At 74.0% G+C, this 24,307-nt stretch carries 15 protein-coding genes, 2 tRNA genes, 1 pseudogene and 1 riboswitch; of the genes and pseudogenes, 6 read left to right on the top strand and 12 right to left on the bottom strand.

Annotated features, from left to right (window positions below):
- Positions 1–170 precede the first annotated feature (170 nt).
- Positions 171–2,009, top strand: a complete 1,839-nt coding sequence (locus tag QHG49_RS18620) for a sigma-70 family RNA polymerase sigma factor (RefSeq protein ID WP_301490403.1) — start codon at positions 171–173, stop codon at positions 2,007–2,009.
- Here the strand turns inward: QHG49_RS18620 and QHG49_RS18615 are convergent.
- Positions 1,996–5,250: a BTAD domain-containing putative transcriptional regulator gene (locus tag QHG49_RS18615; RefSeq protein ID WP_301490401.1), complete on the bottom strand. Its 3,255-nt coding sequence runs from the start codon at positions 5,248–5,250 to the stop codon at positions 1,996–1,998. The two genes, QHG49_RS18620 and QHG49_RS18615, sit on opposite strands and share 14 nt — an antisense overlap.
- A gap of 241 nt (positions 5,251–5,491) precedes the next feature.
- Entirely contained in the window at positions 5,492–7,558 is a 2,067-nt protein-coding gene (locus QHG49_RS18610) for an asparagine synthase-related protein (protein WP_301490400.1), read from the bottom strand.
- Positions 7,559–8,269: 711 nt separating this feature from the next.
- Between QHG49_RS18610 and QHG49_RS18605 the strand changes: the two genes are divergently transcribed.
- The 4 genes from QHG49_RS18605 to QHG49_RS18590 all read left to right on the top strand — a co-directional run bounded on the left by QHG49_RS18605 (position 8,270) and on the right by QHG49_RS18590 (position 13,344).
- The gene (locus tag QHG49_RS18605) at positions 8,270–9,694 is read left to right on the top strand and encodes an MFS transporter (RefSeq protein WP_145488565.1); all 1,425 of its coding nucleotides are present in this window, start codon (positions 8,270–8,272) and stop codon (positions 9,692–9,694) included.
- An 85-nt stretch (positions 9,695–9,779) separates the two neighbouring features.
- Positions 9,780–11,027 (top strand): L-2-hydroxyglutarate oxidase, encoded by a 1,248-nt coding sequence (gene lhgO / locus QHG49_RS18600; RefSeq protein ID WP_301490399.1) that lies wholly within the window; start codon positions 9,780–9,782, stop codon positions 11,025–11,027.
- A gap of 13 nt (positions 11,028–11,040) precedes the next feature.
- The gene (trmB, locus tag QHG49_RS18595) at positions 11,041–11,853 is read left to right on the top strand and encodes a tRNA (guanosine(46)-N7)-methyltransferase TrmB (RefSeq protein ID WP_370530482.1); all 813 of its coding nucleotides are present in this window, start codon (positions 11,041–11,043) and stop codon (positions 11,851–11,853) included.
- A 93-nt stretch (positions 11,854–11,946) separates the two neighbouring features.
- Positions 11,947–13,344, top strand: coding sequence for a PrsW family intramembrane metalloprotease (locus QHG49_RS18590; protein WP_201300605.1), 1,398 nt, complete (start codon positions 11,947–11,949; stop codon positions 13,342–13,344).
- Positions 13,345–13,394: 50 nt separating this feature from the next.
- On the opposite strand, the gene QHG49_RS18585 is transcribed toward QHG49_RS18590, so the two are convergent.
- The 5 genes and pseudogenes from QHG49_RS18585 to QHG49_RS18565 form a co-directional block, all read right to left on the bottom strand.
- Positions 13,395–14,339: an aldo/keto reductase gene (locus QHG49_RS18585; protein ID WP_159702814.1), complete on the bottom strand. Its 945-nt coding sequence runs from the start codon at positions 14,337–14,339 to the stop codon at positions 13,395–13,397.
- A gap of 68 nt (positions 14,340–14,407) precedes the next feature.
- Complete coding sequence (locus QHG49_RS18580) at positions 14,408–15,469, bottom strand: M23 family metallopeptidase (RefSeq protein ID WP_301490398.1); 1,062 nt, start codon at positions 15,467–15,469, stop codon at positions 14,408–14,410.
- 12 nt (positions 15,470–15,481) lie between these two features.
- Positions 15,482–15,646, bottom strand: a riboswitch (cyclic di-AMP (ydaO/yuaA leader).
- Between the two features lie 206 nt (positions 15,647–15,852).
- A tRNA-Met gene (locus tag QHG49_RS18575) sits at positions 15,853–15,926 on the bottom strand.
- Positions 15,927–15,972: 46 nt separating this feature from the next.
- Positions 15,973–17,163: a dihydrofolate reductase family protein gene (locus tag QHG49_RS18570; protein ID WP_301492828.1), complete on the bottom strand. Its 1,191-nt coding sequence runs from the start codon at positions 17,161–17,163 to the stop codon at positions 15,973–15,975.
- A gap of 32 nt (positions 17,164–17,195) precedes the next feature.
- Positions 17,196–17,692 (bottom strand): annotated as a pseudogene (locus QHG49_RS18565) (signal peptidase II).
- A 431-nt stretch (positions 17,693–18,123) separates the two neighbouring features.
- Between QHG49_RS18565 and QHG49_RS18560 the strand changes: the two are divergent.
- Positions 18,124–18,777, top strand: a complete 654-nt coding sequence (locus QHG49_RS18560) for a DUF2637 domain-containing protein (protein ID WP_145488558.1) — start codon at positions 18,124–18,126, stop codon at positions 18,775–18,777.
- Positions 18,778–18,897: 120 nt separating this feature from the next.
- On the opposite strand, the gene QHG49_RS18555 is transcribed toward QHG49_RS18560, so the two are convergent.
- The 5 genes from QHG49_RS18555 to QHG49_RS18535 form a co-directional block, all read right to left on the bottom strand.
- Entirely contained in the window at positions 18,898–19,629 is a 732-nt protein-coding gene (locus tag QHG49_RS18555; protein WP_236576343.1) for a leucine-rich repeat domain-containing protein, read from the bottom strand.
- Entirely contained in the window at positions 19,626–20,162 is a 537-nt protein-coding gene (locus tag QHG49_RS18550) for an NADPH-dependent FMN reductase (protein ID WP_159702820.1), read from the bottom strand. The genes QHG49_RS18555 and QHG49_RS18550 overlap by 4 nt, the downstream gene beginning before the upstream one ends.
- A 66-nt stretch (positions 20,163–20,228) precedes the next feature.
- Positions 20,229–20,301: transfer RNA gene (locus QHG49_RS18545), tRNA-Lys, on the bottom strand.
- A gap of 88 nt (positions 20,302–20,389) precedes the next feature.
- Positions 20,390–21,907 carry an amino acid permease gene (locus tag QHG49_RS18540; protein WP_301490397.1) on the bottom strand — a complete coding sequence of 506 codons (1,518 nt, stop codon included), beginning with the start codon at positions 21,905–21,907 and terminating at the stop codon, positions 20,390–20,392.
- A gap of 113 nt (positions 21,908–22,020) precedes the next feature.
- Entirely contained in the window at positions 22,021–24,189 is a 2,169-nt protein-coding gene (locus QHG49_RS18535; RefSeq protein WP_301490395.1) for a DEAD/DEAH box helicase, read from the bottom strand.
- Positions 24,190–24,307 lie beyond the last annotated feature (118 nt).

The following is a 24,307-nucleotide window of genomic DNA, read 5'->3' as shown; positions in this document are numbered from 1 at the left end:
GAGCGATCTTCACGCCCGGGTGACACGGGTGGCCTTTTTCCCGCCTTCTTCCGTGGTCTTTTCCCGCGAATCCCCTCGGACGGGTGACAGGAGGCGGAGGGGGTCGTTGAAGAAATGACGATGTGGGACTCTGTGTGGGTGATGTCGGGCTGGGGCGGGGGCGTTCCGCGATGAGTGTTGACGGGGCGCGTGAGGACGAGGGCGCCGGGACCCAGGTGCCCAGCCAGGGGCGCCGGACGGGCAGCAGGAACGTCCCCGCACAGCGGGGCATGCCGCCCGGTGACGCCGAGCTGATCGAGCGGATGCGCGGCGGCGACGACTCCGCGTACGAAGAGCTGTACCGGCGGCACGCGGCCGCGGTGCGCCGGTACGCGCGCACCTGCTGCCGGGACGCGCACACCGCCGACGACCTGACCGCCGAGGTGTTCGCCCGGATGCTCCAGGCCGTGCGCGGCGGCTCCGGTCCCGAGCACGCCGTACGGGCCTATCTGCTGACCTCGGTACGACGCGTCGCCGCGCACTGGATCACCTCGGCCCGGCGCGAGCAGCTCGTCGACGACTTCGCCGCCTTCGCCCAGCAGGCCGCCCGCTCCTCGGCGGTGTCCGACGACGACACCCTCGAACTCGGCGCGGACGTAAGGGCGTTGCACGATGCCGAGCAGTCCATGGCCATGCGGGCGTTCCGTTCGCTGCCGGAGCGCTGGCAGGCCGTGCTGTGGCACACCGAGGTGGAGGACGAGTCCCCGAGCGAGGTCGCCGTCCTGTTCGGCCTGGACGCCAACGGCACCCGGGTGCTCGCCAGCCGCGCCCGCGAGGGCCTGAAGCAGGCGTACCTCCAGGCCCATGTCAGCACCACCCTCACCGACGACGCGGAGTGCGCGCGCTACGCCGACCAGCTGGGCGGCTACGCCCGCCGCAAGCTGCGCGTCCGGGCCGAACGGGGGCTGCGCAAGCACCTGGAGGAGTGCGCCAGGTGCCGGCTCGCGGCGGCGCAGATCGAGGAGGTCGCGGGGGGCATCCCCGCGGTCGTGCCGGTCGCGGTCATCGGCTGGTTCGGGGCCGCCGGGTACGCCAAGGCGCTCGGCCTGGTCGCGGGCGGCGCGGGGGCCGGGGCCGCGGGTGCCGCGGGGGCGGCAGCGGCGGCGGGCGGGTCCTCCGGTGGGACGGGTGCCGCGGGCGGGGCCGCCTCGGAGGCGATCGGGGCGCCGGTCAAGGCGGGCATCGCCGCCGGTGTCGTGGCGGTCGCCGCCGCCGCGGTGGCCTTCGGCCTCGTGTACGACAGCCATCCGGCGAAGGAGGTCGCCAAGCCCTCCTCGCCGGCCCCACCGGTCGTCGTACGGACGCCGTCTCCTGCGCCCACCCCGCCGCAGCCGACACCGAAGCCGACGCCGACGCCGAAACCCGTCCCGACGCCGACGCCCAAGCCGGTGGTGCCCGCCGTGCCCGCGCCGAAGCCGGCCCCGACACCCCCGCCGAAGCCGACGCCGAAGCCCGCACCTCCGAAGCCCACCCCGACCCCCACGCCCACGCCCACGCCCACCCCGACCCCGACGCCCCCACCCCCGCCGCCCCCGGCCGTCTACCAGCTCAGCGAGCTGCGTTACGACGTGAGCGGCGACGGCACCGAGCCCGAGATCGCGCTCGGCGGGAGCAGCTGGGTGTGGCAGCGGTACGGCCTCGACATCGGGGGCACGCCGTACACGCACGGCGCGACCGTGCGCGGCGACTCCTCCGTGACCATCGACCTCAACCGGCGGTGCACCGCGTACGACGCGATGGCCGGCGTGGACGACATGACCCTCGGCCTCGGCAAGGTGAGCTTCGCCGTCTACGGGGACGGGGTCCCGCTGTGGCACTCGGGGACGGTCAGGGGCCACGAGCGTGCCGTCCCCGTCCATGTGGACCTCACCGGGCGCAGGACCGTCCGGCTCGTGGTGCGCCCGCACAGCGGCGCCTTCGACCGGACGGCGCTGGCGGACTGGGCGGAGTCCCGGTTCACCTGCCAGTAGCCCGGCGCAGCTCGCGCAGGACGTCGGCCGCGTCGTACGCCGCGCCCCGGGCCTGTTCGGCGGCGTACCGGTCGGCGGGCAGGGCCGCGCGGGCGCCGGCCCGGATCCGGGCGGCCTCGGTGCGCTCGGGTTCGCTGCGCGGGCAGCCGGCGCGCCAGTGGTCGGCCGCCGCGTACAGCCGCAGGGCGCCCGGCAGGTCACCGAGCCGGGCGAGCAGCCCCGCCCCGACGTCCACCATGCCGCCGGTCACCGTCTCGGCGCAGCCCACGGAGACGGCCTGTTCCAGGGCTCCGGCCAGGATCGGCAGACCCTGCGCGGGGCCCGACTCGGCGGCGACCAGCAGCGCCTCCGCGGCCCGCAGCCAGGCCACGAACTGCGGCGGGGCCGTCTCGGGTCCCGCCGCCTCGCGGATCGCCTCGAAGTGCGTCCGGGCCTCGGCGGTCCGGCCGTCGTACAGGGCGATCCAGGCCCGCATCAGCAGCACGAAGGCGCGGGACTCGGGGACCGCGTACCGGTCCGCCGCCGTGCTCGCCTCGTCCAGGGCGGTGAGCGCGGTGTCCCGGTCGCCGAAGCGGAAGGCGATGTCGGCGAGGCGGGCCAGCAGGAACGGCGACTCCGCGTACGCGCCCACCTCGTAGGCGAGCCGCAGCGCCTCCTCGTACTCGTCGCGCGCCTCGGCGAACCGGCCGCGCGCCATGTGCGCCTCGCCGGCCGCGCCGCACACCTGCGCCCGCATCCAGCGGTCCCCGACCCGGCGGGCGAGCACCCGCAGTTCGGCCAGGTCCTCGTCCACCCCGCGCAGATTGCCGGGGGAGTCGACCCGCACATGGGCGCGGAACATCAGCGCGGCGCCCAGCTCCCAGTCCCCGCCGTGGGCACGGCAGTTGTCGACCACGGGGGCCAGGTCGCGGACGGTGTCGCCGACGCCGCCCAGGTAGTAGCCGGTCATCGGCCAGACGACGCCCGGGAGGCGGGCGGACACCGGGCCGCCCGGTTCGTACGCGGCCCGGACGAGGGCGAGGTAGCGCGGGGCCCGGTCGTCGTCGGCCAGCCGGTCCATGGGGCCGTCCGCCGTCAGGAACAGCTCGAACAGCCTGAGGTCCATGCGGAGTTCGCGCAGCGGGTGGGCGGCATCGGCGCCGGGGTCGGCGAGCAGGGCGGCCACGTGGTCGGCGGACTCCGTCCGGGCCATGAGGTCCGCCGGGTCGTCCGCCGCGCCGGCGTCGAGGGCGGCGCCGAGGCGGAGGACCTGGCGCACCCTGCCCACCCCTTCCTGGCGGTAGTTGCGCAGCCACCAGAACCAGCACATGGCCCGCACGAGCGCGCCCGCCTCGGCCTCCTCCCCCGCGCGCACCGCGCGGTCGAGGGCGGCGCGGATGTTGTCCAGGTCGCTCTCCAGTCGGGAGATCCACCGGAGCTGGTCCGCCGAGCGCAGCAGCGGGTCGGCCTCCTCGACCAGGGCGCGCGCCCAGGCGCGGTGGCGGCGCTCGGCGGCGGCGCGCTGCCCGGGGGTCTCGGCGGCGCGCTCGGCGGCGTACTCGTGGATGGTCTCCAGCAGGCGGTAGCGCATGCCGCCCGCGCAGCCGGGGGCGGCGACCACCAGGGACTTGTCGACCAGTGCCCCGATCAGGTCCGCCACCGGCCCGGTGCACACGGCCTCGGCCGCGCCGAGGTCCCAGCCGCCGGCGAAGACGGAGACCTCGCGCAGCACGGTGCGCTCCCGCTCGTCCAGCAGGTCCCAGGACCAGTCGACGACCGCGCGCAGGGTCTGCTGGCGGGGCAGCACCGTGCGGCTGCCGGAGGTGAGCAGGCGGAAGCGGTCGTCGAGGCGGCCGGCGATCTGCCGGGGGCTCAGCAACCGCAGCCGGGCGGCGGCCAGTTCGATGGCGAGCGGCAGTCCGTCCAGGCGGCGGCAGATCTCCGCGACGGCGGCGGTGTCGGCGAGCACCGCGTCGGCGTCGGGCCGTACGGCCCTGGCGCGTTCGGCGAAGAGACGGTGCGCCTGCTCCGGGACGAGGGGTTCGACGGGGCGCACGGACTCGCCGGGCACGCCGAGGGGTTCGCGGCTGGTCGCGAGGACGGTGAGGTGCGGGCAGTGGGTGAGCAGGGTCTCGGCGAGGGCGGCGGCGGCGTCGATGACGTGCTCGCAGTTGTCGAGGACGACGAGTTCGGCGCGCGGGGCGCAGTACTCGATCAACAGGGCCGTCGGGTCGGTCTGTTGGGGGGCCAGCTCGGAATTCAGAAGCACGGTCTCGCGCAGGCCGAGGGCGCTGACCACGGCGCCGGGCACCGCGTCCGGCTGGTCCAGCGGGGCCAGTTCGACGAGCCAGGCCGGGGCGAGGGCGGCGGCGGCCTCCTCGGCGAGCCGGGTCTTCCCGGAGCCGCCGGGGCCGGTGAGGGTGACGAGCCGGGAGCGCCGCACGTCGGCGCGTACGGCTTCGAGTTCGCCCTCTCTGCCGACGAAGGAGGTGAGCCGGGGGCGGAGGTTGCCCCGGCGGACCGGGGGCGGCGGGGCGGGGCGGTGCTCCTGTGCCAGCAACTCGGCGTGCAGGGCGCGCAGTTCGGGGCCCGGGTCGGTGCCGAGGGTGTCGGCGAGGGCGCGGCGGGCGGACTCGTAGGCCGCGAGGGCGTCGGCGGGGCGGCCGGTGTCGGCGAGGGCGCGGATGAGGAGGGCGTGCAGCGGTTCGTCGTACGGGTGGGCCGCGGTCAGCTCCCGCAGCTCCGGTACGACGTCCCGGGCGCGGCCCAGGGCGAGCGCGGCGGCGGCACGGGCGCGGGTCGCCTCCAGGCGCAGGGCCTCGGGGCGGGTGGCGGCGGTGCGGTCGGGGAGGTCGGCGAGGGCGGGGCCGTACCAGAGGCCGAGGGCGGCGGTCAGGGCGCGGTGGGCGGTGGCGTGGTCGCCGTCGGCGAGGGCCTTGGTGCCGGTGCGGGTGAGCCGTTCGAAGACGTACAGGTCGATGTCGTCCTCGGCGGCTTCGAGGCGGTACCCGCCGGGGGTGGAGGTGACGGTGTCCTTGCCGAGGACGCGGCGGAGGCGGCCGACGAGCGCCTGGAGGGCGGCGGGGGCGTCCTGGGGCGGGGCGTCGGTCCAGATCTCCTGGACGAGGGTGTCGGGGGTGGTGGTGCGGCCGGGTCGCAGGGCGAGGGCGGCGAGGAGGGTGCGGAGGCGGGGGGCGGTGAGGGCGTGGAGGGTGCCGTGGGCGTCCGCCGCCTGGGTGATGCCGAGAATTTTGTACCGCACCGGCTCATTGTCACCGGTGGCCGGGGTTCCGCACGAAGGGTTTCCGGGCCGGGGGCGGGTTTCGCTCGCCCGCGCCGGCGGGGTGCCGCTGCGCCCACCCGTGCCGCCCCAGCGGCACGACTGCCCGCAGCTGGGAGGCGCACCTTGCGGGCAGCGGCGCTGCAACTCCCCGGGGGCGCGGGGAACTCCGCGATCAGCCACCCACCGGGCCGCACACGAGACGCAACCGGCGTCCCCCGGCTCACGCGCCGGAGGCCAGCGCGTCCCTGCGCCGCTGGATCCCCGCCGGCACCGCCCGCGACCGCGCCGGCGTCCCCGTCCAGCACGTCCCCCGGCGGGACAGCAGCCGGTGCAGCCACAGCTCCAGCGAGACGAGATCGGCCAGCCCCTCCACCGCCGAACCGCCGGAGGCCACCGCGCGCAGGGCCGTGCGGATCACACCCCCGTCCACCAGCCCCGCGTCCGCGAGCAGCGGGCGGGAGAAGAGGTCCAGCAGCGGGTCGGCGGACAGCCGCAGGCCCGCCCGCGCGGCGGCGGCCGAGGACGCGTGCGAGGGGGTGCCCCAGCCGGGCGGCAGGTCGGTGATGCCGGTGCTCTCCAGGACCGTGCGCAGGATCTCGGCCCGTGCGCCGGGCCGCACCCGCAGCGCCTCCGGCAGCTCACGGCACGCGCGGACCACCTGGTTGTCGAGGAAGGGCGCGTGCAGCCGCTGCGAACGGACCTCCGCGGACTGCTCCAGCACCCGCAGATCCGCGGCGTACCGGGCGAGCGCCGCCCGCGCCCGGTGCTCGCCGGGCCGCAGGGCACCCGTACCCGACCGATCCGCCTCCACCCCGAGCAGAACCGATACTTCAGCCAGTGCCTCCCCCGTGAGCCACCGGGCGGCCGGACCCGGAGCCGCCCACGTCAGCGCGGCGAGCGACGCCCCGACCGCCCCCTTCGGCTCCTCGAAGCGCCGCCGCATCAGCCGCTCGGCCAGCTCCTCCAGGCCCGCCCGGTAGGGCGTGCGCGCGAGCCGCCGGGCCGCGCCGTACACCCGTGTCGTGACGAGGACCGAGCCGTCCGCCCGGGCGAGGGCGGCGACCGGCCGGACCAGATGGCGGCGTCTGCGGTCCATCAGCAGGTCGGCGAGCCGGGCGGGGTGCGCGTCCAGGACCTGGCGCGCGCCGTGCCCGGTGAAGTGGTCGGCGCTGCCCGCGGCCAGCCGCGCCCGGTGGCGGGCCGCCGTGACCAGCGAGGGTCCGGGCTCGTCGGTGAGGGGCCCGTCGAGGTCGGCGTAGGGCAGGGCCTCCGCGCCGCCGGTCACCACCACGTGGTGCAGCCGGGGGTCGGCCGCGAGCGCCCCCGCCCGCTGCACCTCGGCCTCGCGGCCGCCGACGGCGAGGTCGTTGAAGGTGACGGCCAGGAGGCGCTCGCCGGGGCCGTGGCCCAGGAGGGTGCCGGGCCGGCCGGGCAGCCCGGCGGCGAGCAGCGCGAGGGTGGCGGAGGCCGGGCCGCCGGACAGGTCGGCGCCGATCCCCGGCACCGGCATCCCGCGCCGGGCGCGCCGCTCGGCGGGCCCCATCCCGGGCACCGGCCCGGGGTCGAGGTCGGGCACGTGCCGCGGCGCCGCGAGCCGGGTGCGCACCGCCTCCACCAGGGCGTCCCGTACGGCGTCCACCGCGCGGTCGGGATCGGCGGGGGGCGCGGACACGGCGAGCGAGGAGACCGGGGCGTACCCGGCGATCTCCCGCGCCCCCGCGCGCAGCACCAGCGCGTGCCCCGGCGGAATGCGCCGTACCCCTTCGTAGGGGGTGGTGTCGCGCAGCGCGGCCGGGACGTCCGGGGCGGCGAGCAGGGCGGCCAGATGGCCGAAGTCGAGGTTGGCCTCGATGAGGTCGGCGAGCGGCAGCGCGGCGGTGGCGTACGCCGTGCCGCCCGCCCACGGGGTGTGGAAGACCGGGCGGGCGCCGGCGAGATCGCCGCAGACGGTGACGCGGCGGCCGACCTGGACGACGGCGGTGTAGCTGCCGGGCCAGTTCGTCAGATGGCGCAGCGCGCCCCCGCGCGCGGTGAACAGGCCGCGCCGCAGGTCCTCGTCGGAGGCGCCGCAGATGCCGAGGACGGCGATCCGGTTCTGCTCGTCGGCCCTGACGACGCGCACCTCGTCCGGGCGCCAGTCGCCGACCGCCCACAGCGGGTCGGGGTCGCCCCACAGGAGCTGGGAGCCGACCGGGTGCAGGGTCTCGCCGTCGTGGCCCGGCGAGCCGGCGGAGCCGGGCCCGGCCGCGCCCGCGGCGGCGCTGCTCCACCCCACCAACCACCGCATCGTGCCTCCACAGCCTGTGGACGATCGGTGCACCGATCGAATCGGTCCCCATGCTGCCACGAAGGACGCCTGGGAGAGGTGTGGTGACACCGCACGAAACGGCGGGAGGAAGAAGGGGGTTCGCGGCCGTGCGGCCACCGTGATCCAGGGTCCGGGCGGATGTCACCAGACAGGGCGCGACGCGAATGCGCCCCCGGCGCGCTCCCCCAAAACGCCTTTCACGCCCCTGAGTTGCAGGGCCGGGGCAGAAAACTCCCGTCCGCCTGCGGGACGATTTTCAGCCAAATACCGAACCAGGCAGAGGAGATGAGCACGCTCCGTAGGGGATCGCGGTGCTCGCGGCGCCCCGGACGCACGCACGGTCCGGGAGACGGCAGCCGCCTCCCGGACCGGTCCGCCGCCCGCGGGGATGAAGGCGGCGGTGTCCCCCAGCCCACTGGATCCAGTACAGCGGGCCGACCCACGCAAGACCAGGAAACCGCCGACGAGTTGGCCGGAGAAGAGCGCACGGCCGGGCGCACGGCCACACGCGCGGGGGCACGCGACGACCGGTCCGTGCACGGTGCGTACTGGTCCGCACTCCCGTACGGACCACAATCCCGCCATCCGGAACAATGCCCCTTAACGCTTGGGATGCGGCGAACTACGCTGGGTTTACGAATGCCGCGCGGTTATGCCCGCGCGGCGGCCGTCTGTGTCGAGGGGTGGCGCATGTCCAGGGAGCAACGCGGGCCGAACGAAAAACTCGGCACCGTTCTCGCCCTCGCGGGAATCAGCAACGCAGGACTCGCGCGTCGCGTCAACGACCTTGGCGCCCAACGCGGGTTGACACTTCGCTACGACAAGACGTCCGTGGCGCGCTGGGTGTCGAAGGGCATGGTGCCGCAGGGCGCCGCGCCCCACCTCATCGCGGCCGCCATCGGACAGAAACTCGGCCGCCCGGTGCCGCTCCACGAGATCGGCCTGGCGGACGCGGACCCCGCGCCCGAGGTCGGCCTCGCCTTCCCGAGGGACGTGGCGCAGGCGGTGCGCTCGGCGACCGAGCTGTACCGCCTCGACCTCGCCGGGCGCCGGGCCGGCGCGGGCGGGATCTGGCAGTCGCTGGCCGGATCCTTCGCGGTGAGCGCCTACGCGACGCCCGCCTCGCGCTGGCTGATAACCCCCGCCGACAGCTCGGTCGCGCGGGAGGACGGCTCCGCCGAGGGCACCGGCGCACCGGTCAGGGTCGGCCACAGCGACGTCCGCAAGCTGCGGGAGGCCGCCGAGGACGCCCGGCGCTGGGACTCCAAGTACGGGGGCGGCGACTGGCGTTCGTCGATGGTGCCGGAGTGCCTGCGCGTCGAGGCGGCGCCGCTGCTGCTCGGCGGGTACTCCGACGAGGTCGGCCGCGCGCTGTTCGGCGCCTCCGCCGAACTGACCCGGCTCGCCGGGTGGATGGCCTTCGACACCGGCCAGCAGGAGGCGGCGCAGCGGTACTACATCCAGGCGCTGCGGCTCGCCCGCGCGGCCGCCGACGTGCCGCTCGGCGGGTACGTCCTGGCCTCCATGTCGCTCCAGGCGACGTACCGGGGCTTCGGGGACGAGGGGGTCGACCTCGCGCAGGCCGCGCTCGAACGCAACCGGGGGCTGGCCACGGCCCGCACCATGAGCTTCTTCCGGCTGGTCGAGGCGCGCGCCCACGCGCGCGCCGGGGACGCCCAGGCGGCGGGCGCGGCACTGAAGGCGGCGGAGAGCTGGCTGGAGCGCTCCCGCGAGGGGGACAACGATCCCTCGTGGCTCGGCTTCTACGGCTACGACCGCTTCGCGGCGGACGCGGCCGAGTGCTACCGGGACCTGAAGCTGCCGCGCCAGGTGCGCCGGTTCACCGAGCAGGCGCTGTCGAAGCCGACGGAGGAGTTCGTGCGCTCGCACGGGCTGCGCCTGGTCGTCTCCGCGGTGGCCGAGCTGGAGTCCGGGAACCTCGACGCGGCCTGCGAGCAGGGGGTGCGGGCGGTCGAGGTGGCCGGCCGGATCTCCTCGGCGCGGACCACGGAGTACGTACGGGACCTGCTGCACCGGCTGGAGGCGTACGGCGACGAGCCACGGGTGGTCGAGCTGCGGGAGCGGGCCCGGCCCCTGCTGGTGACCCCCGCGTAGCGCCGCGCCCCGGCACCGGTGCGGTACTGATCACCCCGGCGTTTGAAGGCACTGTCAGTGGCGCAGTGCACTATCGACGTGGGAGGTGGTGCAGGTGCCGGTCGGGGCGTACGACTGCGATGTGCTCGTGGTCGGAGGGGGGATCGTCGGGCTGTCGACGGCGTACGCGGTCGGCAGGGCGGCGCCGGGGACACGGGTGACCGTGCTGGAGAAGGAGCCGGGCCCCGCGCGCCACCAGACGGGGCGCAACAGCGGGGTGATCCACAGCGGGATCTACTACCGGCCGGGCTCCCTCAAGGCGCGGTACGCGGTGCGCGGCGCGGCCGAGATGGTGAAGTTCTGCGCCGAGTACGGCATCGAGCACGCCGTCACCGGCAAGCTGATCGTCGCCACCGAGCGCGCCGAGCTGCCCCGGCTGCACGCCCTGGTGCAGCGCGGCCGGGAGCACGGAATCCCGGTGCGCGAGCTGGGCGCCGCCCAGATCGCCGAGTACGAACCCGAGGTGCGCGGACTGGCCGCGATACACGTCGGCAGCACCGGCGTGTGCGACTACGTGGGCGTGGCCCGGCAGCTCGCCCTCGCCTCCGGCGCCGACATCCGCTACGGCGCGCGGGTCGTCCGGGTGGACCGGCGCCCGGAGCGTGGCGTGGCCGTGCGCACCGCGGCCGGTGACGTGGTGCGCGGACGGGTCCTGGTGAACTGCGCCGGGCTGTACTGCGACGAACTGGCCCGGCTGACCGGCGACGAGCCCGGCGTGCGGATCGTGCCCTTCCGCGGGGAGTACTACGAGCTGGCCCGGCCCGAACTGGTGCGCGGACTGGTCTACCCGGTGCCGGACCCCGCGTTCCCGTTCCTCGGCGTGCATCTGACCCGGGGCGTCGACGGCGGCGTCCACATCGGCCCCAACGCGGTCCCGGCGCTGGCCCGGGAGGGGTACGGCTGGAAGGTCGTACGACCCCGGGAGCTGGCCGGCACCCTGGCCTGGCCCGGATCGTGGGCGATAGCCCGGCGGCACTGGCGCTACGGCGCGGGTGAGCTGCACCGCTCACTGTCGAAGGACGCGTTCCTCCAGGCGGTGCGCAGACTGCTGCCCGCGGCCGGGGCCGGGGACCTGGTGCCGGCGACGGCCGGGGTGCGGGCGCAGGCGGTGCTGCGGGACGGATCCCTGGTGGACGACTTCCTGATCGAGGAGGGCCCCCGCGCGGTGCATGTGCTGAACGCCCCGTCCCCGGCGGCCACCGCCTCCCTGCCGATCGGCCGGGAGGTCGCGCGCCGGGCCCTGGAGATGCTGGCGGCGACCGGCGGCGCGGGCGGGTCCGCGCCGCGCCCGTAGACTCGTTCGTACTGTGTCTGATGCGCTGAACACCCCCGACGTCCTGTCCGAGCCGGCCCCGGACGCCCCCGGTGCCGCCCCCCGGCCCGCCCGGGCCAAGGGCGAGCCGCGCTTCCCGGACGGCCCCCGGGCCGATCCCGCCGGCTCGCACTTCGAGCGGCGGATCCGCAGCTTCCAGCCGCGCCGCAGCCGGGTGACGACCGGGCAGGCCGACGCGCTCCAGCGGCTGTGGCCCGCCTGGGGCCTGGACATCGACGGACAGCGGGTGCTCGACCTCGCCGATCTGTTCGGCAACGAGCGTCCGGTGGTCCTGGAGATCGGCTTCGGCATGGGCGAGGCCACCGCGCGGATGGCCGCCGCCGACCCCGGCACCAATGTGCTCGCGGTCGATGTGCACACCCCCGGCCAGGGCAATCTGCTGAACCTGGCCGAACAGAACGCGCTGGACAACGTCCGGGTGGGCAACGGGGACGCGATCATCCTGCTGCGCGAGATGCTCCGCCCGGACGCGCTCGCCGGGCTGCGGGTCTACTTCCCGGACCCCTGGCCCAAGAAGCGCCACCACAAGCGGCGGCTGATCCAGCCCGAGTTCCTCGACCTCGCCGCGACCCGGCTGCGGCCCGGCGCGCTGGTGCACTGCGCGACCGACTGGGAGCCGTACGCCGAGCAGATGCTGGAGGTGCTCTCCGCCCATCCCGCCTTCGAGAACACCCAGGCCGACGGCGGTTTCGCGCCCCGGCCCGGGTTCCGGCCACTGACCCGTTTCGAGGGGCAGGGGCTGGACAAGGGCCATGTCGTGAACGATCTTCTCTTCCGTCGCAAGTGAACGCCGCAGGTGCGCGCTGCGGGTGAACACCGCGGGTAAACGCCGCAGCTAAACCGCTCAGCCCCGCGTCCCGCCACCGTTAGGGTCGATGCCGTGGCCACCAGTTCCGTGTACCCGACGTATCCCCCGCACCCCGGTGACGAGGCGCTGCGCCACCCGCACTGGTGGCAGCTGCGCTGGGTGCGGTACGGCGCGCTGATCACGCTGCTGGCGATGTCCGCTCTCGTCATCCTGGCGCTGGTGCGCAGGGAGACCGGCACCGAGGGATTCCTGGTGGGGCTCGGCCTCGCGGTGCTGCCGGTGCCCTGGCTGATCACCGCGTTCCGCTGGCTGGACCGGGTGGCGCCCTTCGCCTGGCGGAACCTGGTGTTCGCGTTCTGCTGGGGGGCGTTCGCGGCGGCGCTCATAGCCATCGTCGCCAACAGCTTCGCGACCAAGTGGATAGCCACCTCCACCGCGGACCCGGCGGGCGCCAACACCCTCGGCGCCACCGTGATAGCGCCGATCGTCGAGGAGTCCGCCAAGGCCGCGGCCGTCCTGCTGGTCTTCCTCTTCCGCAGACGCGAGTTCACCGGGGTCGTGGACGGGATGGTGATAGCCGGGATCACCGCCACCGGCTTCGCGTTCACCGAGAACATCCTCTATCTCGGCACGGCCTTCGGCACCGACCAGGTCACCGGCGGCCACGGCATCGTCTCCGTCACCGCCGCCACCTTCTTCGTGCGCATCGTGATGTCCCCGTTCGCGCACCCCCTGTTCACCACCTGCACCGGCATCGGCTTCGGCCTCGCCGCGGTGTACGGCTCCCGCGGGCGCGCGCGGCGGCTGCTGATCCCGCTCGGCGGACTGCTCCTCGCGATGTGCATGCACGCCCTGTGGAACGGCTCCGCGAGCTTCGGGCAGTACGGCTTCCTCGCCGTCTACGGCACCTTCATGCTGCCCGTGTTCGGGCTGCTGACCTGGCTCGGGATCTGGACCCGGCAGCGGGAGCTGCGCACGGTGCGCGAGGAGCTGCCCACGTACGTGCTGGCCGGCTGGCTTGGCCCGGCCGAGCCCTTCGCGCTCGGCTCGATGCGGGCCCGCCGCATGGCCCGCGACTACGCCCGCCACCACGCGGGCCGCCCCATGGCACGGGCGGTCGCGCAGTACGAGACGTACGCCACCGCCCTCGCGCAGCTGCGCGCGCGGGGCCGCCGCGGCCGGGCGGGCGCGGACTTCGCCGCCCGGGAGCGGGAGCTGCTCCAGGAGCTGTGGCAGCGCCGGGAGGCCGCCCGCCCCGCCCTGGAGTACGCGGCCCGCAGAGCGGCCCCCGCGCCCGTCCCGGCGGGGTGGGCACCCGCGCCGTACGGGCACGCGTATGTGCGGGGGCCGGGGCACGGGCCCGGGTACGGGTATCCGCAGGGCCCCGGACACGGCTACGCGCAGGGCCCGGGGCCCGGCTACGGCTACCCGGGTGCGCCGTACCCGTCGTACAACCCGTACCGGATGTGACCCCTCCGGATACGCACCCCCCCCCGGATCGGGTCCCTCCCGGATGTGTCCTACGCCGAAGCGTCCGTCAGCTTCTTCAGCTCGGCGTCCGTCAGCTTCAGGTCGCCGACGGCCAGCAGCGGCGGGAGCTGCTCCAGGGCGCGGGCCGAGGCGATGGGGGCGGTGACGGTCGGCTGGGCGGCCAGCCAGGCGAGGGCGACGGTGGCGTGCGGGGCGTCGTGCGCGGCGGCGATCTCGTCGAGGGCGGCGAGGACCTTCTGGCCGCGCTCGGTCTCCGCGTACTTCGCGGCCCCGCCGGCACGGGCGCTGTCCACCGTCGCGCCGGGCCGGTACTTGCCGGTCAGGAAGCCCGAGGCGAGCGCGAAGTACGGCACCGTGGACAGGCCCTCGCGGGCGACGAGGTCCTGGAGCGGGCCCTCGTAGGTGTCCCGGGAGACCAGGTTGTAGTGCGGCTGGAGCGCCACATAGCGGGCCAGGTTCTCGCGGGTGGAGAAGTCCAGGGACTCCCGCAGCCGCTCGGCGCTGATGTTGGACGCGGCGATCTGCCGGACCTTGCCTGCCTTCACCAGCTCGTCCAGCGCGCCGATGATCTCCTCGACCGGCACCTCGGGCTGGTCGAAGTGGGTGTAGTAGAGGTCGATGTGGTCCGTGCCCAGACGGGTCAGGGAGGCGTCGGCGGCGGCTTTGATGTTGGCCGCGGACAGGCCCTTGTACTGCGGGTGCTGGCTGACCTTGGTGGCGATGACGACGTCGGAGCGGTTGCCGCGGGCCTTGACCCACTTGCCGATGACGGTCTCGGACTCGCCGCCCTGGTGGCCCTCGACCCAGGCGCTGTAGGAGTCGGCGGTGTCGATGAAGTTGCCGCCCGCGGCCGTGTACGCGTCCAGGACGGCGAAGGAGGTCTGCTCGTCGGCGGTCCAGCCGAAGACGTTGCCGCCCAGGCAGAGCGGGAAGACCTCGAGGTCGGAAGTGCCCAGTGTGCGCAGAGAAGTCATGCTTCACATCAACACCGGCGGCGGATGATCGCATTCCGCCGCCGGTGGGGAGATCCGCGCGGATTCCGTCAGGGGTTGAGGCCCTTGTCGCGCAGCCAGGGCGCGGGGTCGACGGCGGTGGCCTGCCCGTTCGGGTGGACCTCCAGGTGCAGGTGCGGCCCGGTGACATTGCCGGTGGCGCCGACGCGGCCGATGACCTCGCCGGTGGTGACCTTCTGGCCGGCCGAGACATTGATCGAGGACTGGTGGCAGAACCACAGCTCGGTGCCGTCGTCCAGGGTGAGGACGGTGCGGTAGCCGTAGGCGCCGGCCCAGCCGGCCTGGGTGACGGTGCCGCCGTGCACGGCCTTGATCAGGGTGCCGGTGGGGGCGGCGAAGTCGAGACCGGTGTGGTAGCCGGAGGACCACATGGCGCCGGGCTGCCCGAAGGTGCCGGTGATCGTGTACGAGACGACGGGCAGCGTGTACTGCTTGGCCAGCTCGGCCAGCCGCTTGGCCTCGGCCGCCTTCTTGGCCGCGGCCTCCGCCTTCTCCTTGGCGGCGGCGGCCTTGTCGGCGGCCTCCTTCTCCGCCTTGGCGGCCGCGGCGTCGCTCTGCTGCTGGGCGGCGGCGACCATCGCGGCGGTGGCCCTGCTGTCGGCCTGGCCCTGCTGCTGCTCGGCCTGGGCCATGATCCGGTTGCGCAGGGCCTCGCCGGCGCCGCTGTCCTTGGCGCCCTCGGTGGTCCGCCCGAGGTCGGTGAGCGCGGTGGCGGTCTCGGTCCTGGACGCGTCGGTGGAGTCGTCACCGAAGAAGTGTTCGACGGTGGACAGGTGCGGCACCGAGACGTTCGGCATGTCCGGCATCGAGATGGAGACCGGCGGCTTGCCGGTGTCGGCGCCGGCGATGCCGCCCGCGCCGACGGCGGCGATCACACCGACGCCGAGGACGGTGGAGCTGCGGGCGAAGCCGCCGCGCTGCTTGGCGACGCGGTGTCGGCCGCGGACCGGGGCGACGGTCTCCTCGGTGGGGTTCCACTCCTCCCAGGGTCCGTCGTCGTCGAGAGCGGGGCCGGGGCCGGGGCCGAACGACTCGGGTTCGCGCTGAGCGGGCACGAACGGGGTTTCTGGGGCAGGCCGGTTGGACGCCACGGGGGCGCGCTCCTTTCCTTCCTCCGCCTACCGGGTTAGCTGACGGGTTCGGAGCAGGAAGGTCTCCTACGCGCGTATACCGCTCGTGGACTCGTGTGAGTCCGCGGCGGTGTCCGCGTGATTCACCCCAAGGTGGTGGTTCCCCGGTTCCCTTGCGGGATTCGGCGCGTGCGCACGGAGCCGTCGCGGGTGACGGCTGGGACGACCGCGCTGCGTTATCGAACGTTAATAGACCCGGGGGGAACTTTCCAAGCCGTTCGGCTTGATCATTAAACCTGTGCGCAGGGCGGTCGGACAGTCACTACGGGCAACCCCCGTCTCCGGGGTCCGGAAAACACTCAGGGCCGGAATCCATGAACTGGATTCCGGCCCTGAGATATCAGTAGCGGGGACAGGATTTGAACCTGCGACCTCTGGGTTATGAGCCCAGCGAGCTACCGAGCTGCTCCACCCCGCGGCGATGTCTCTACTGTACGCCATCACCAGGGTGGAAAGCACATCGGTTACGACGGGGCCCCGGGTCCGCCCGCCAGATGCCGGTTCGGGGCCTTGGCCAGGGGCTCGTACTCGGGCAGGACGACGACGTCGGCGCCCGCCCCGGTCAGCACCCCCGTGCCGTCGGCCGCCACCACGAACGTGTCCGGCTCGCGCCAGGCGGTCACCACCCGGCGCACCCCCGCCCGCAGGATCAGCTCGGCGCAGGGCGCGGGGCGGGAGGCACGGCGGGCGCAGGGCTCCAGGCTGCTGTAGACGGTGGCGCCGGGCAGCCGGGGGTCGGCGGGGTCGGTCCTGGCGAGCGCCGCCTCCTCCGCGTGCACCACCGGATCCGTGCCCTCCCGGGAGTGGCCGCGGGCCAGCTCGGTGCCGTCGGCGGCGACCACGACCGCGCCGACGCTGAAGGCCGTGTCCGAGGGCGGGCACAGCGCGGCCAGCTCGCAGGCGGTGCGCAGCCAGTGCCGGTCGGCGGCGGTGGGCACCGGGCCGGTGCCGGGCGCGGTGGGCTCGTAGCGCGCCAGGACGACGTCCTCGATCCGGCGGGACTCGACGAGCCGCAGCCGGCCCTCCTGGTAGCGGCCGGGCCCGAACAGCCGCGGGGCGGCCGGATCGCCCACGATCAGCGGGGCGAGGACCAGGTGCAGCTCGTCGGCGAGGCCCTGCTGGAGGAGCTGGGTGTGCACGGTCGCGCCGCCCTCCACCATCAGCCGGCCGATCCCGCGCTCGGCGCGCAGATGCCCGAGCAGGGCCCGCCAGTCCAGCTCCGGGCCGAGCGCGACGACCTCGGCGGCGCCGCCGAGCAGCCGGGCGGCCCGCGCGGCGCCCCGGTCGGTCGTGTAGACGAGCTTGTCGCCGCCGGTGTGCCAGAAGCGGGCCCCGGGGTCGAGGTCGCCGCTGCCCGTGACGGTGACCTTCAGCGGGTACTCCGGCCTGCCCCGCGCGAGCCGCGCCGCGCGCCGCTCGGCCGAGCGGACCAGCAGGCGCGGGTTGTCGGCCCGCAGGGTGCCGGCACCGATCAGCAGGGCGTCGGCCGAGGCCCGCACCGCGTCGACCCGGTCGAAGTCGGCCGGTCCGGACAGCAGCAGCCGCTCCGGGCCGGTGTCGTCCAGGCAGCCGTCGAGGGAGACGGCGGCGGACAGCAGCACGTACGGGTACGGCGCGGACTCGGGGAGGGCTCGCTCGGTGCTCATCTCGCTCATGGTGCTCATCGGCTCCAGTGTGCGGCTCCGGGTCAGCCGGTCTGCTCCTGGGGACGGCGGGCGTCGCCCAGGTCGTGCCCGGTGAGGGACAGGACGACGATCAGCACGCCGCCGCCGGTGATCGCCCAGTCGGCGAGGTCCATGACGCTGAAGTCGCGCACCGAGACGAAGCCGACCACCGCGCCGCGCAGGCCGCCCGGCGAGCGGAAGAGCCGGCCGGTCGGATTGCCGACCGCGCCGCCCGGCAGCAGGCCGAGGGCGACCGCCCAGGGCGTGCTGGCCAGCCGGCGCGACACCCGCACGATGACGGCGGCCACGGCGATCGCGACCAGGGTGACCACGATGGTCGTCGCGCTGCCCATGCCGAAGGCCGCGTCGGGATTGCGCCGGGGTTGCGCCGCACCCGCAGCTCCAGCCAGGACCCGAGCACCGGCACGGGGGCCCGGCCCTCCAGGCCCGCGACCACCGCGGGCCTGCTCCCCGGATCGACGGCGTAGGCGACGGCGGCCACCAGCCACAGCGTCCGCACCCGCCGCCGCGTCGCGCTCCCGTTCGACTCGCTCGGCGCCGCCCTCGTACTCCTCCCCGATTCCCGCCCGGCGTACGGGCCGTCGGGCGGGACGTCACCGTGTTCCCGGAGTCGTTCCCGGGGCCCGGGAAAACGGCATTCGTATTTTCGCCCGTTGCTGTCATAGGACCGCCGAACCCCGCTTTCGAGCTACAGAAGCACCCGAATGCCCCACACCCTCAGCTCCCGAGAGGCTCGTTAGCTGACCGTGGCACGCACTGAGAGGCGCACAGCGCTGAATCTCCACTCGCCGGTCACATTCCGGCTGGAAAACAAGGAAAGCGAGGTGTTCACCGACGGCTGCTCGGATCTTCTTGACGATTTCTTGAAGAGAATCCGTCAGCTGGAGAGTGAGTACCTGCGGGCAATGGTGAGGCTCTAGGACTCAGCCGATGGACAGGATTCACGATGAAGACGTTTTGTGTGACTATGAGTTCAGCACGCTCGAGATGCAGTGGGACCCGGTCGAAGAGCTGGCCCAGATGCTGTCCGGCGCGTCCGCCGCGAATCCCGACCCGGCCCCGCCGCACGGCAGGTCCAGCCACCGGAAAAACCGCCGGCGCATCCGTACCGAGCCCGGATTGCTGCGTGACAATCAGCGCGGTGCGCCCGTCACGCTGCTGATCGCCACCATCTCGGTGTGCGCGTTGTGCATGCTGGGCTGGTCCTTCTCCTATTCCTACGCCCAACTCCGCGCCACCGCTTCCTCCGTACTGCCGATGCGCCTCGCGCAGTGGTGGCCGTTGACGGTGTACGGGCCCTGGCTCGTGGCGGCGCTGTCCATTCTGCGGGCGACGGTACAGAACAGAAGTGCCAGAAGATCGTGGGGAGTTCTGCTGGGCGCCTCCGTGATGGCGGTCGCCCTGTGCGTCTGCCATGCGGCGCATTCCCCGCTTTCCCTGATCATCTTCGGAATTCCGCCGATCACCGCCCTGGTGTGTTTCTGGGAGATCGTCGGCCAGGTCTCCTCCAAGGTGGCCCGACCCCGGCATGCCGCGCACAGCCGCCGCAATCCCAAGGCGCAGGGTCCGTACGACGTCAGGTGAGGGCGCCGGCCCGCCGGGAACACCGGCGGGCCCGGGCGCGGTCACCGGCGGGCGCGGTCACCGGCGGGCGCGGTCACCGGCGGGCCCGGTCGGCGGCGGCAGCGGTCGCCGCGGCCCCCGTCACAGCAGGACGACGCAGCCCCGCCGCTCCAGCTCCGCGGTCAGCGGGGACTCCCGGGGGCAGTCGTTCCAGCGCAGGTCCAGCTTCTCCAGTGCGGGCAGGTCCACGAGCCAGTCGGGCAGCCGGGTGAGCCGGTTGCCGCGCACGTCCAGCTGCCGCAGCAGGGGCAGGCCGGCCAGGCACGGCGGGAGTTCGGGCAGCGCGTTCTCGCGCAGGTCGAGGTGGCGCAGCTCCTTCAGCGCGCCCATGGACGCGGGCAGGTCCGCCAGTTCGTTGCCCCGCAGCCACAGCTCGCGAAGGCGGCCGAGGCCCCCGATGGAGTCGGGCAGCGCGGTCAACCGGTTGTACTGTGCCCGCAGTTCGACCAGCCCGGCCATCCGGCCGACGGTCTCGGGCAGGGCCCTGAGGGCGTTCTCCCCGACGTTCAGATACCGCAGCCGCGTCAGGTTCCCCAGTGCCTCGGGAAGCTCGCCCAGCGCGTTGTCGTGCAGATAGAGGAAGCCGTCGAGCCCGGTCAGCTCCCCGATCTCCGGGGGCACCGAGGCCAGCCGGTTGTGCCCGAGGTCCAGGGTCCGCAGATCCCGCAGCCGCCCGATGCCGTCCGGCAGCGCGGTGAGCCCGTTGTCGGCGAGGATGAGCACCTGGAGCCCGGACCGCTCCCAGACCGACTCGGGCACCCGCCCCAGCTGCCGCCGCCACAGGTTCAGCACCCGCGCGGAATCCGCCGTCACGCCTCCCCCGCCCCGGCCGCCGCCAGCAGGCGTACCACGTCCCCGACCCGTCGGCGGATCTCCGGGTCGGCGACCACCCCGTCCGCCCCCACATCACCGTGCCCCACCGGCACCCGCGCACAGGCCGCCTCCACGACGGCCGCGCCGGTGTACCCGAGCACGGTCCGCAAGGTGGCCTCCGCGCCCTGTCCCCGGCCCGGCGCCGCCACATTGACCCAGGCGACCGGCTTGTCGCAGATCTCGGTCCCGCCGACCGTCCAGTCCAGCAGGTTCTTGAACGCGCCCGGCAGTGTCCCGGCGTACTCCGGCGTGCAGATCAGCACCGCGTCCGCCGCGTCGATCGCCGCCCGCAACCCGGCCACGGCCGCCGGCAGCGGTTCCCGGTCGTCATCAGGATTGAAGTGCGGAAGCCGCCCCAGCCCCTCGTACACCAGGGCCTCCGCCCCCGCCTCGACCGCCACCGCCCGCGCCGTCCGCAACAGCGCCTCATTGGCGGAACCGGCCCGCAGGCTCCCGGACAGCAGCAGAATCATCACCGAACCCCCTGAAAACAGATGAAGCCCCCAGCTCGAACTACCTCTGAGCTGGGGGCGATTCCGTAGGCCCTGTGGGACTCGAACCCACAACCAATGGATTAAAAGTCCACTGCTCTGCCAATTGAGCTAAGGGCCCAGGCGATGTTGCCTGTCCGAGCATAGCCGCAGCAGGCCGGGTCTCCGATCGGGTAGGGGGGACCCGGCCGCGTCGGGGGGCCGGATGGCTAGTTCTTGACGGGGGTGGAGGCGGGGGCGAGGAACCAGTGGCGGGCGGAGACGAGCCACCAGGTGGCGGCGAAGCCCAGGACGACCAGGACGGCGACCGGGGCGTAGTTGAAGGTCTCCCAGGTGACGGGGGAGACCTGGGGGAGCATGAAGAGGATCGTGATCGCCAGCACCCACAGGACCGAGATCACCCCGACCACGCCCGACCAGCGGCCCAGGTGCCAGGGGCCCCGTTGGAACGCCGCGCCCTTGCGGACCCGCAGGAAGGTCGGGACGACGTAGGCGAGGTAGAGGCCGATCACCGCGATGGACGTCACCGCCGCGTACGCCGTCGAGTTGATCAGGTAGGGCAGGCCGAGGGCCAGCGCGGCGAGCGCGGCCAGCCAGACCGCCGCCACGGGGGTGCGGGTGCGCGGGCTCACCGTGTGCCAGAGCCGGGAGAAGGGCAGCGCGCCGTCGCGCGAGAAGGCGTAGATCATGCGGCTGTTGGCGGTCACGGAGGCCATGCCGCAGAAGAGCTGGGCGCCGATCACCACCAGGAGCAGCAGCTTGCCGGAGGTGGCGCCGAGCGCGTCCAGGAGGATCTGGGCCGGCGGCGCGCCGGTCGGGGACGCCAGCTCCTTGTCGTACGACTGGATCGCGTAGGTGAAGCCGAGCAGCAGCACGAATCCCGCGATCCAGGACGTCCAGATGGAACGCACGATGCCCTTCGGGCCCGCCGTGGCCGCGTCGTGCGTCTCCTCGGTCATATGGGCGGAGGCGTCGTAGCCCGTGAAGGTGTACTGGGCCATCAGGAGGCCGAGCAGCACGACGTAGACGCCGCTGCCCCAGCCCGTCCGGTCGACGAAGTGGGTGAGGACGAAGGACGTCGAGCGGTGGTGGTCGGGTACGACGGCCAGCGCGCCGGCGATGACGGCCACGCCGAGCACGTGCCACCACACGCTCACGCTGTTCAGGAAGGCGACGATCCGCACCCCGAAGGTGTTCAGCAGGCCGTGCAGCAGCAGGATCGCGGCGAAGAGCAGGACCGTGCGCCCGCGCGTGACCTCGAAGCCGAACTGGAGGTTCAGATACGCGCCGAGGAAGGACGCGGCGCCGAAGTCGATGCCCGCGGTGACCGCGACCTGGCCCAGCACGTTGAACCAGCCCGTGAACCACGCCCACGCCGCCGCCGAACGCGCGGGCGCCAGCCGGTGGGCCCAGAAGTACAGTCCGGCCGAGGTCGGGTAGGCCGAGCAGATCTCGGCCATCGACAGCCCCACGAGCAGCGTCATCAGGCCGACCGCGACCCAGCCCCAGGTGATCACGGCGGGGCCGCCGGTGGTCATGCCGAAGGAGTAGAGGGTCAGACAGCCCGACAGGACCGAGATGATCGTGAAGGACACCGCGTAGTTGGCGAACGCCGACATACGGCGGGCGAGGACCTGCGTGTAACCGAGCTGGGCCAGCCGTTCCTCGTCCGACGGCACATCAGCGGTCGCGTCGTCTGTCGCGTCGTCTGTCGCGTCTTCTGTCATGCCCCCAGCAATTCCCCCGTCACGGGCGTGACATGCGTCACTCGGGCGCGGCACGCGGAAGGGCCCGCACGACGTGAGTCGTGCGGGCCCTTCGCGGTGCGTACGGCGATCCGTCAGCCGTTGCGCTTCCAGCGCGGCTTGTCGTCGCGGCGGCCGAAGGAGGAGCCGGTGCCACCGGTGCCACGGTGGTCGTCACGGCGGCCGTAGGGGCGCTCGTGGCCGCCGGAGCGGAAGCCCGGACGGTCGTCGCGGCGGTCGCGGTTGAACGGACGGTCGCTGCCCCGGTGGCCACCGCGGTCGTCCCGGCGGAAGCCACCGCGGTCGTCACGGCGCTCGAAGGGACGGCCACCACGGTCGTCACGGCGGTCACCGCGGTCGTCACGGCGGAAACCGCCACGGTCGTCACGGCGCTCGAAGGGACGGCCACCGCGGTCGTCACGACGGTCACCGCGGTCGTCCCGGCGGTCGTCACGGCGCTCGAAGGAACGGCCGCCACGGTCGTCACGACGGTCACGGTCGAACGGGCGACGGTCGTCACGACGCTCGAAAGAGCGGCCACCACGGTCGTCACGACGGTCACCGCGGTCGTCACGGCGGAAACCGCCACGGTCGTCACGGCGCTCGAAGGAACGGCCGCCACGGTCACCGCGGTCGTCACGGCGGTCGAAGCCACGGCCACCGCGGTCGTCACGGTCGCGGTCGAAGGTGCGGCGCTCCCGGCGCTCGTACGGCGCCGAAGCCGCCGGACGCTCCTCGCGCTCGGTCTCGCGCTCGGCCGGCTCCTCGGCCACGGCCACGGCCTCGGCCTCGGCCACCGCCGCCTGCGCCTCGGCCACGGCGGTCTCCGGGTCCTCGCCGCGCTCGCGGGCGACCCGGGCCACCAGGCGGTCGGCCTCCTCGCGCAGCTCCGTCGCGCGGCGCTGGGCACGCTCCAGCTGCTTGGTCAGCTGGGAGACCTCGCGCTCGGCCTGCTGCGCGGCGTTGCCGGCGGACTCGGCCTGCACCTCGGTCATGGAGCGGGCGCCGGTGATCTCGGCGACCTCCGGCTCGAAGGCGGCGCCGCCCTGGATGATGTGGCGGCCCGCGTCGACGCCGGCGTCCTCCATCAGGCGGAAGATCTGGCGCCGCTGGTGCGGCAGCGACAGGGAGACGACGGTGCCGGTACGGCCCGCACGCGCGGTACGGCCCGCACGGTGCAGGTAGTCCTTGTGGTCGCCGGCCGGGTCCACGTTGAGGACCAGGTCGATGCCGTCGACGTGGATGCCGCGGGCGGCGACGTCGGTGGCGACCAGGACGTTGACGTAACCGTCCTTGAAGTCGGCCAGGGTGCGGGTGCGCGCGCCCTGGGTCATGCCGCCGTGCAGCGCGTCGGCCTTCACGCCCGCGTCGCGCAGCTGCTCGGCGACGCGGTCGGCGCCCAGCTGGGTGCGGACGAAGATGATCGTGCGGCCCTTGCGGGAGGCGATCGCGGCGGTGACCGGCGCCTTGTCCTTGGGCTTCACGATGAGGATGTGGTGGGACATGGTCGTCACCGCGCCCTGGGCCGCGTCCACCTCGTGGGAGACGGGGCTCTTCAGGTAGCGGTCGACGAGGGTCTGGATCTCGTTCTCCATCGTGGCGGAGAAGAGCATCCGCTGACCGCCGGCCGGGACCTGGTCGAGCAGCTCGGTGACCTCGGGCAGGAAGCCCAGGTCGGACATCTGGTCGGCCTCGTCCAGGACGGTGATCTGGACGTCCTCGAGCGAGCAGGCGCCGCGCTTGATGATGTCGCGCAGCCGGCCCGGGGTGGCGACGAGGATGTCGACACCGCGCTCCAGGGCGTAGATCTGGTTGCCCATGGACGTACCGCCGCAGACGACCTTCATCTTCAGGCCGACGACGTCGCCGTACGGCTGGAGGGCGTCCGCGACCTGCATGGCCAGCTCGCGGGTCGGGGTGAGGATGACCGCGCGGGGGCGCTTCTTCTCGGTGCGGCCGCCGGCCAGCTGGGCCAGCGTCGGCAGGCCGAAGGAGAGGGTCTTGCCGGAGCCGGTGCGGCCACGGCCGAGGATGTCCTTGCCGAGCAGGGCGTCCGGGATGGTCGCGGCCTGGATCGGGAAGGGGGCCGTCACGCCGTTCTGCGCGAGCTTGCGCACAACGCCCTCGGGGAGGCCGAGGTCGGCGAAGGTGGTCTGGGGGGCCTCAGGGGCCTGGGTCTCAGTGGCCTCGGTCGTCTCGTCCACGAGTTCGTTCTCGTTCTCGTTTTCGGGCACGACGATCTGGTCAAAACTGGACACGGACATGCGAATGGGAAACCTTCCGGAGTCTCTTCGGCACGCGCCCGTCAACTCCGTGTTTCGCTCACGACCGCCTCAATGCGGTCCGCCACGGCAAAGGAGAGTACGCGCCACACGGCGCGCT

The organism is Streptomyces sp. WP-1 (assembly GCF_030450125.1).
Lineage (GTDB): Bacteria > Actinomycetota > Actinomycetes > Streptomycetales > Streptomycetaceae > Streptomyces > Streptomyces incarnatus.
This window is presented reverse-complemented; position numbering and strand designations above follow the sequence as displayed.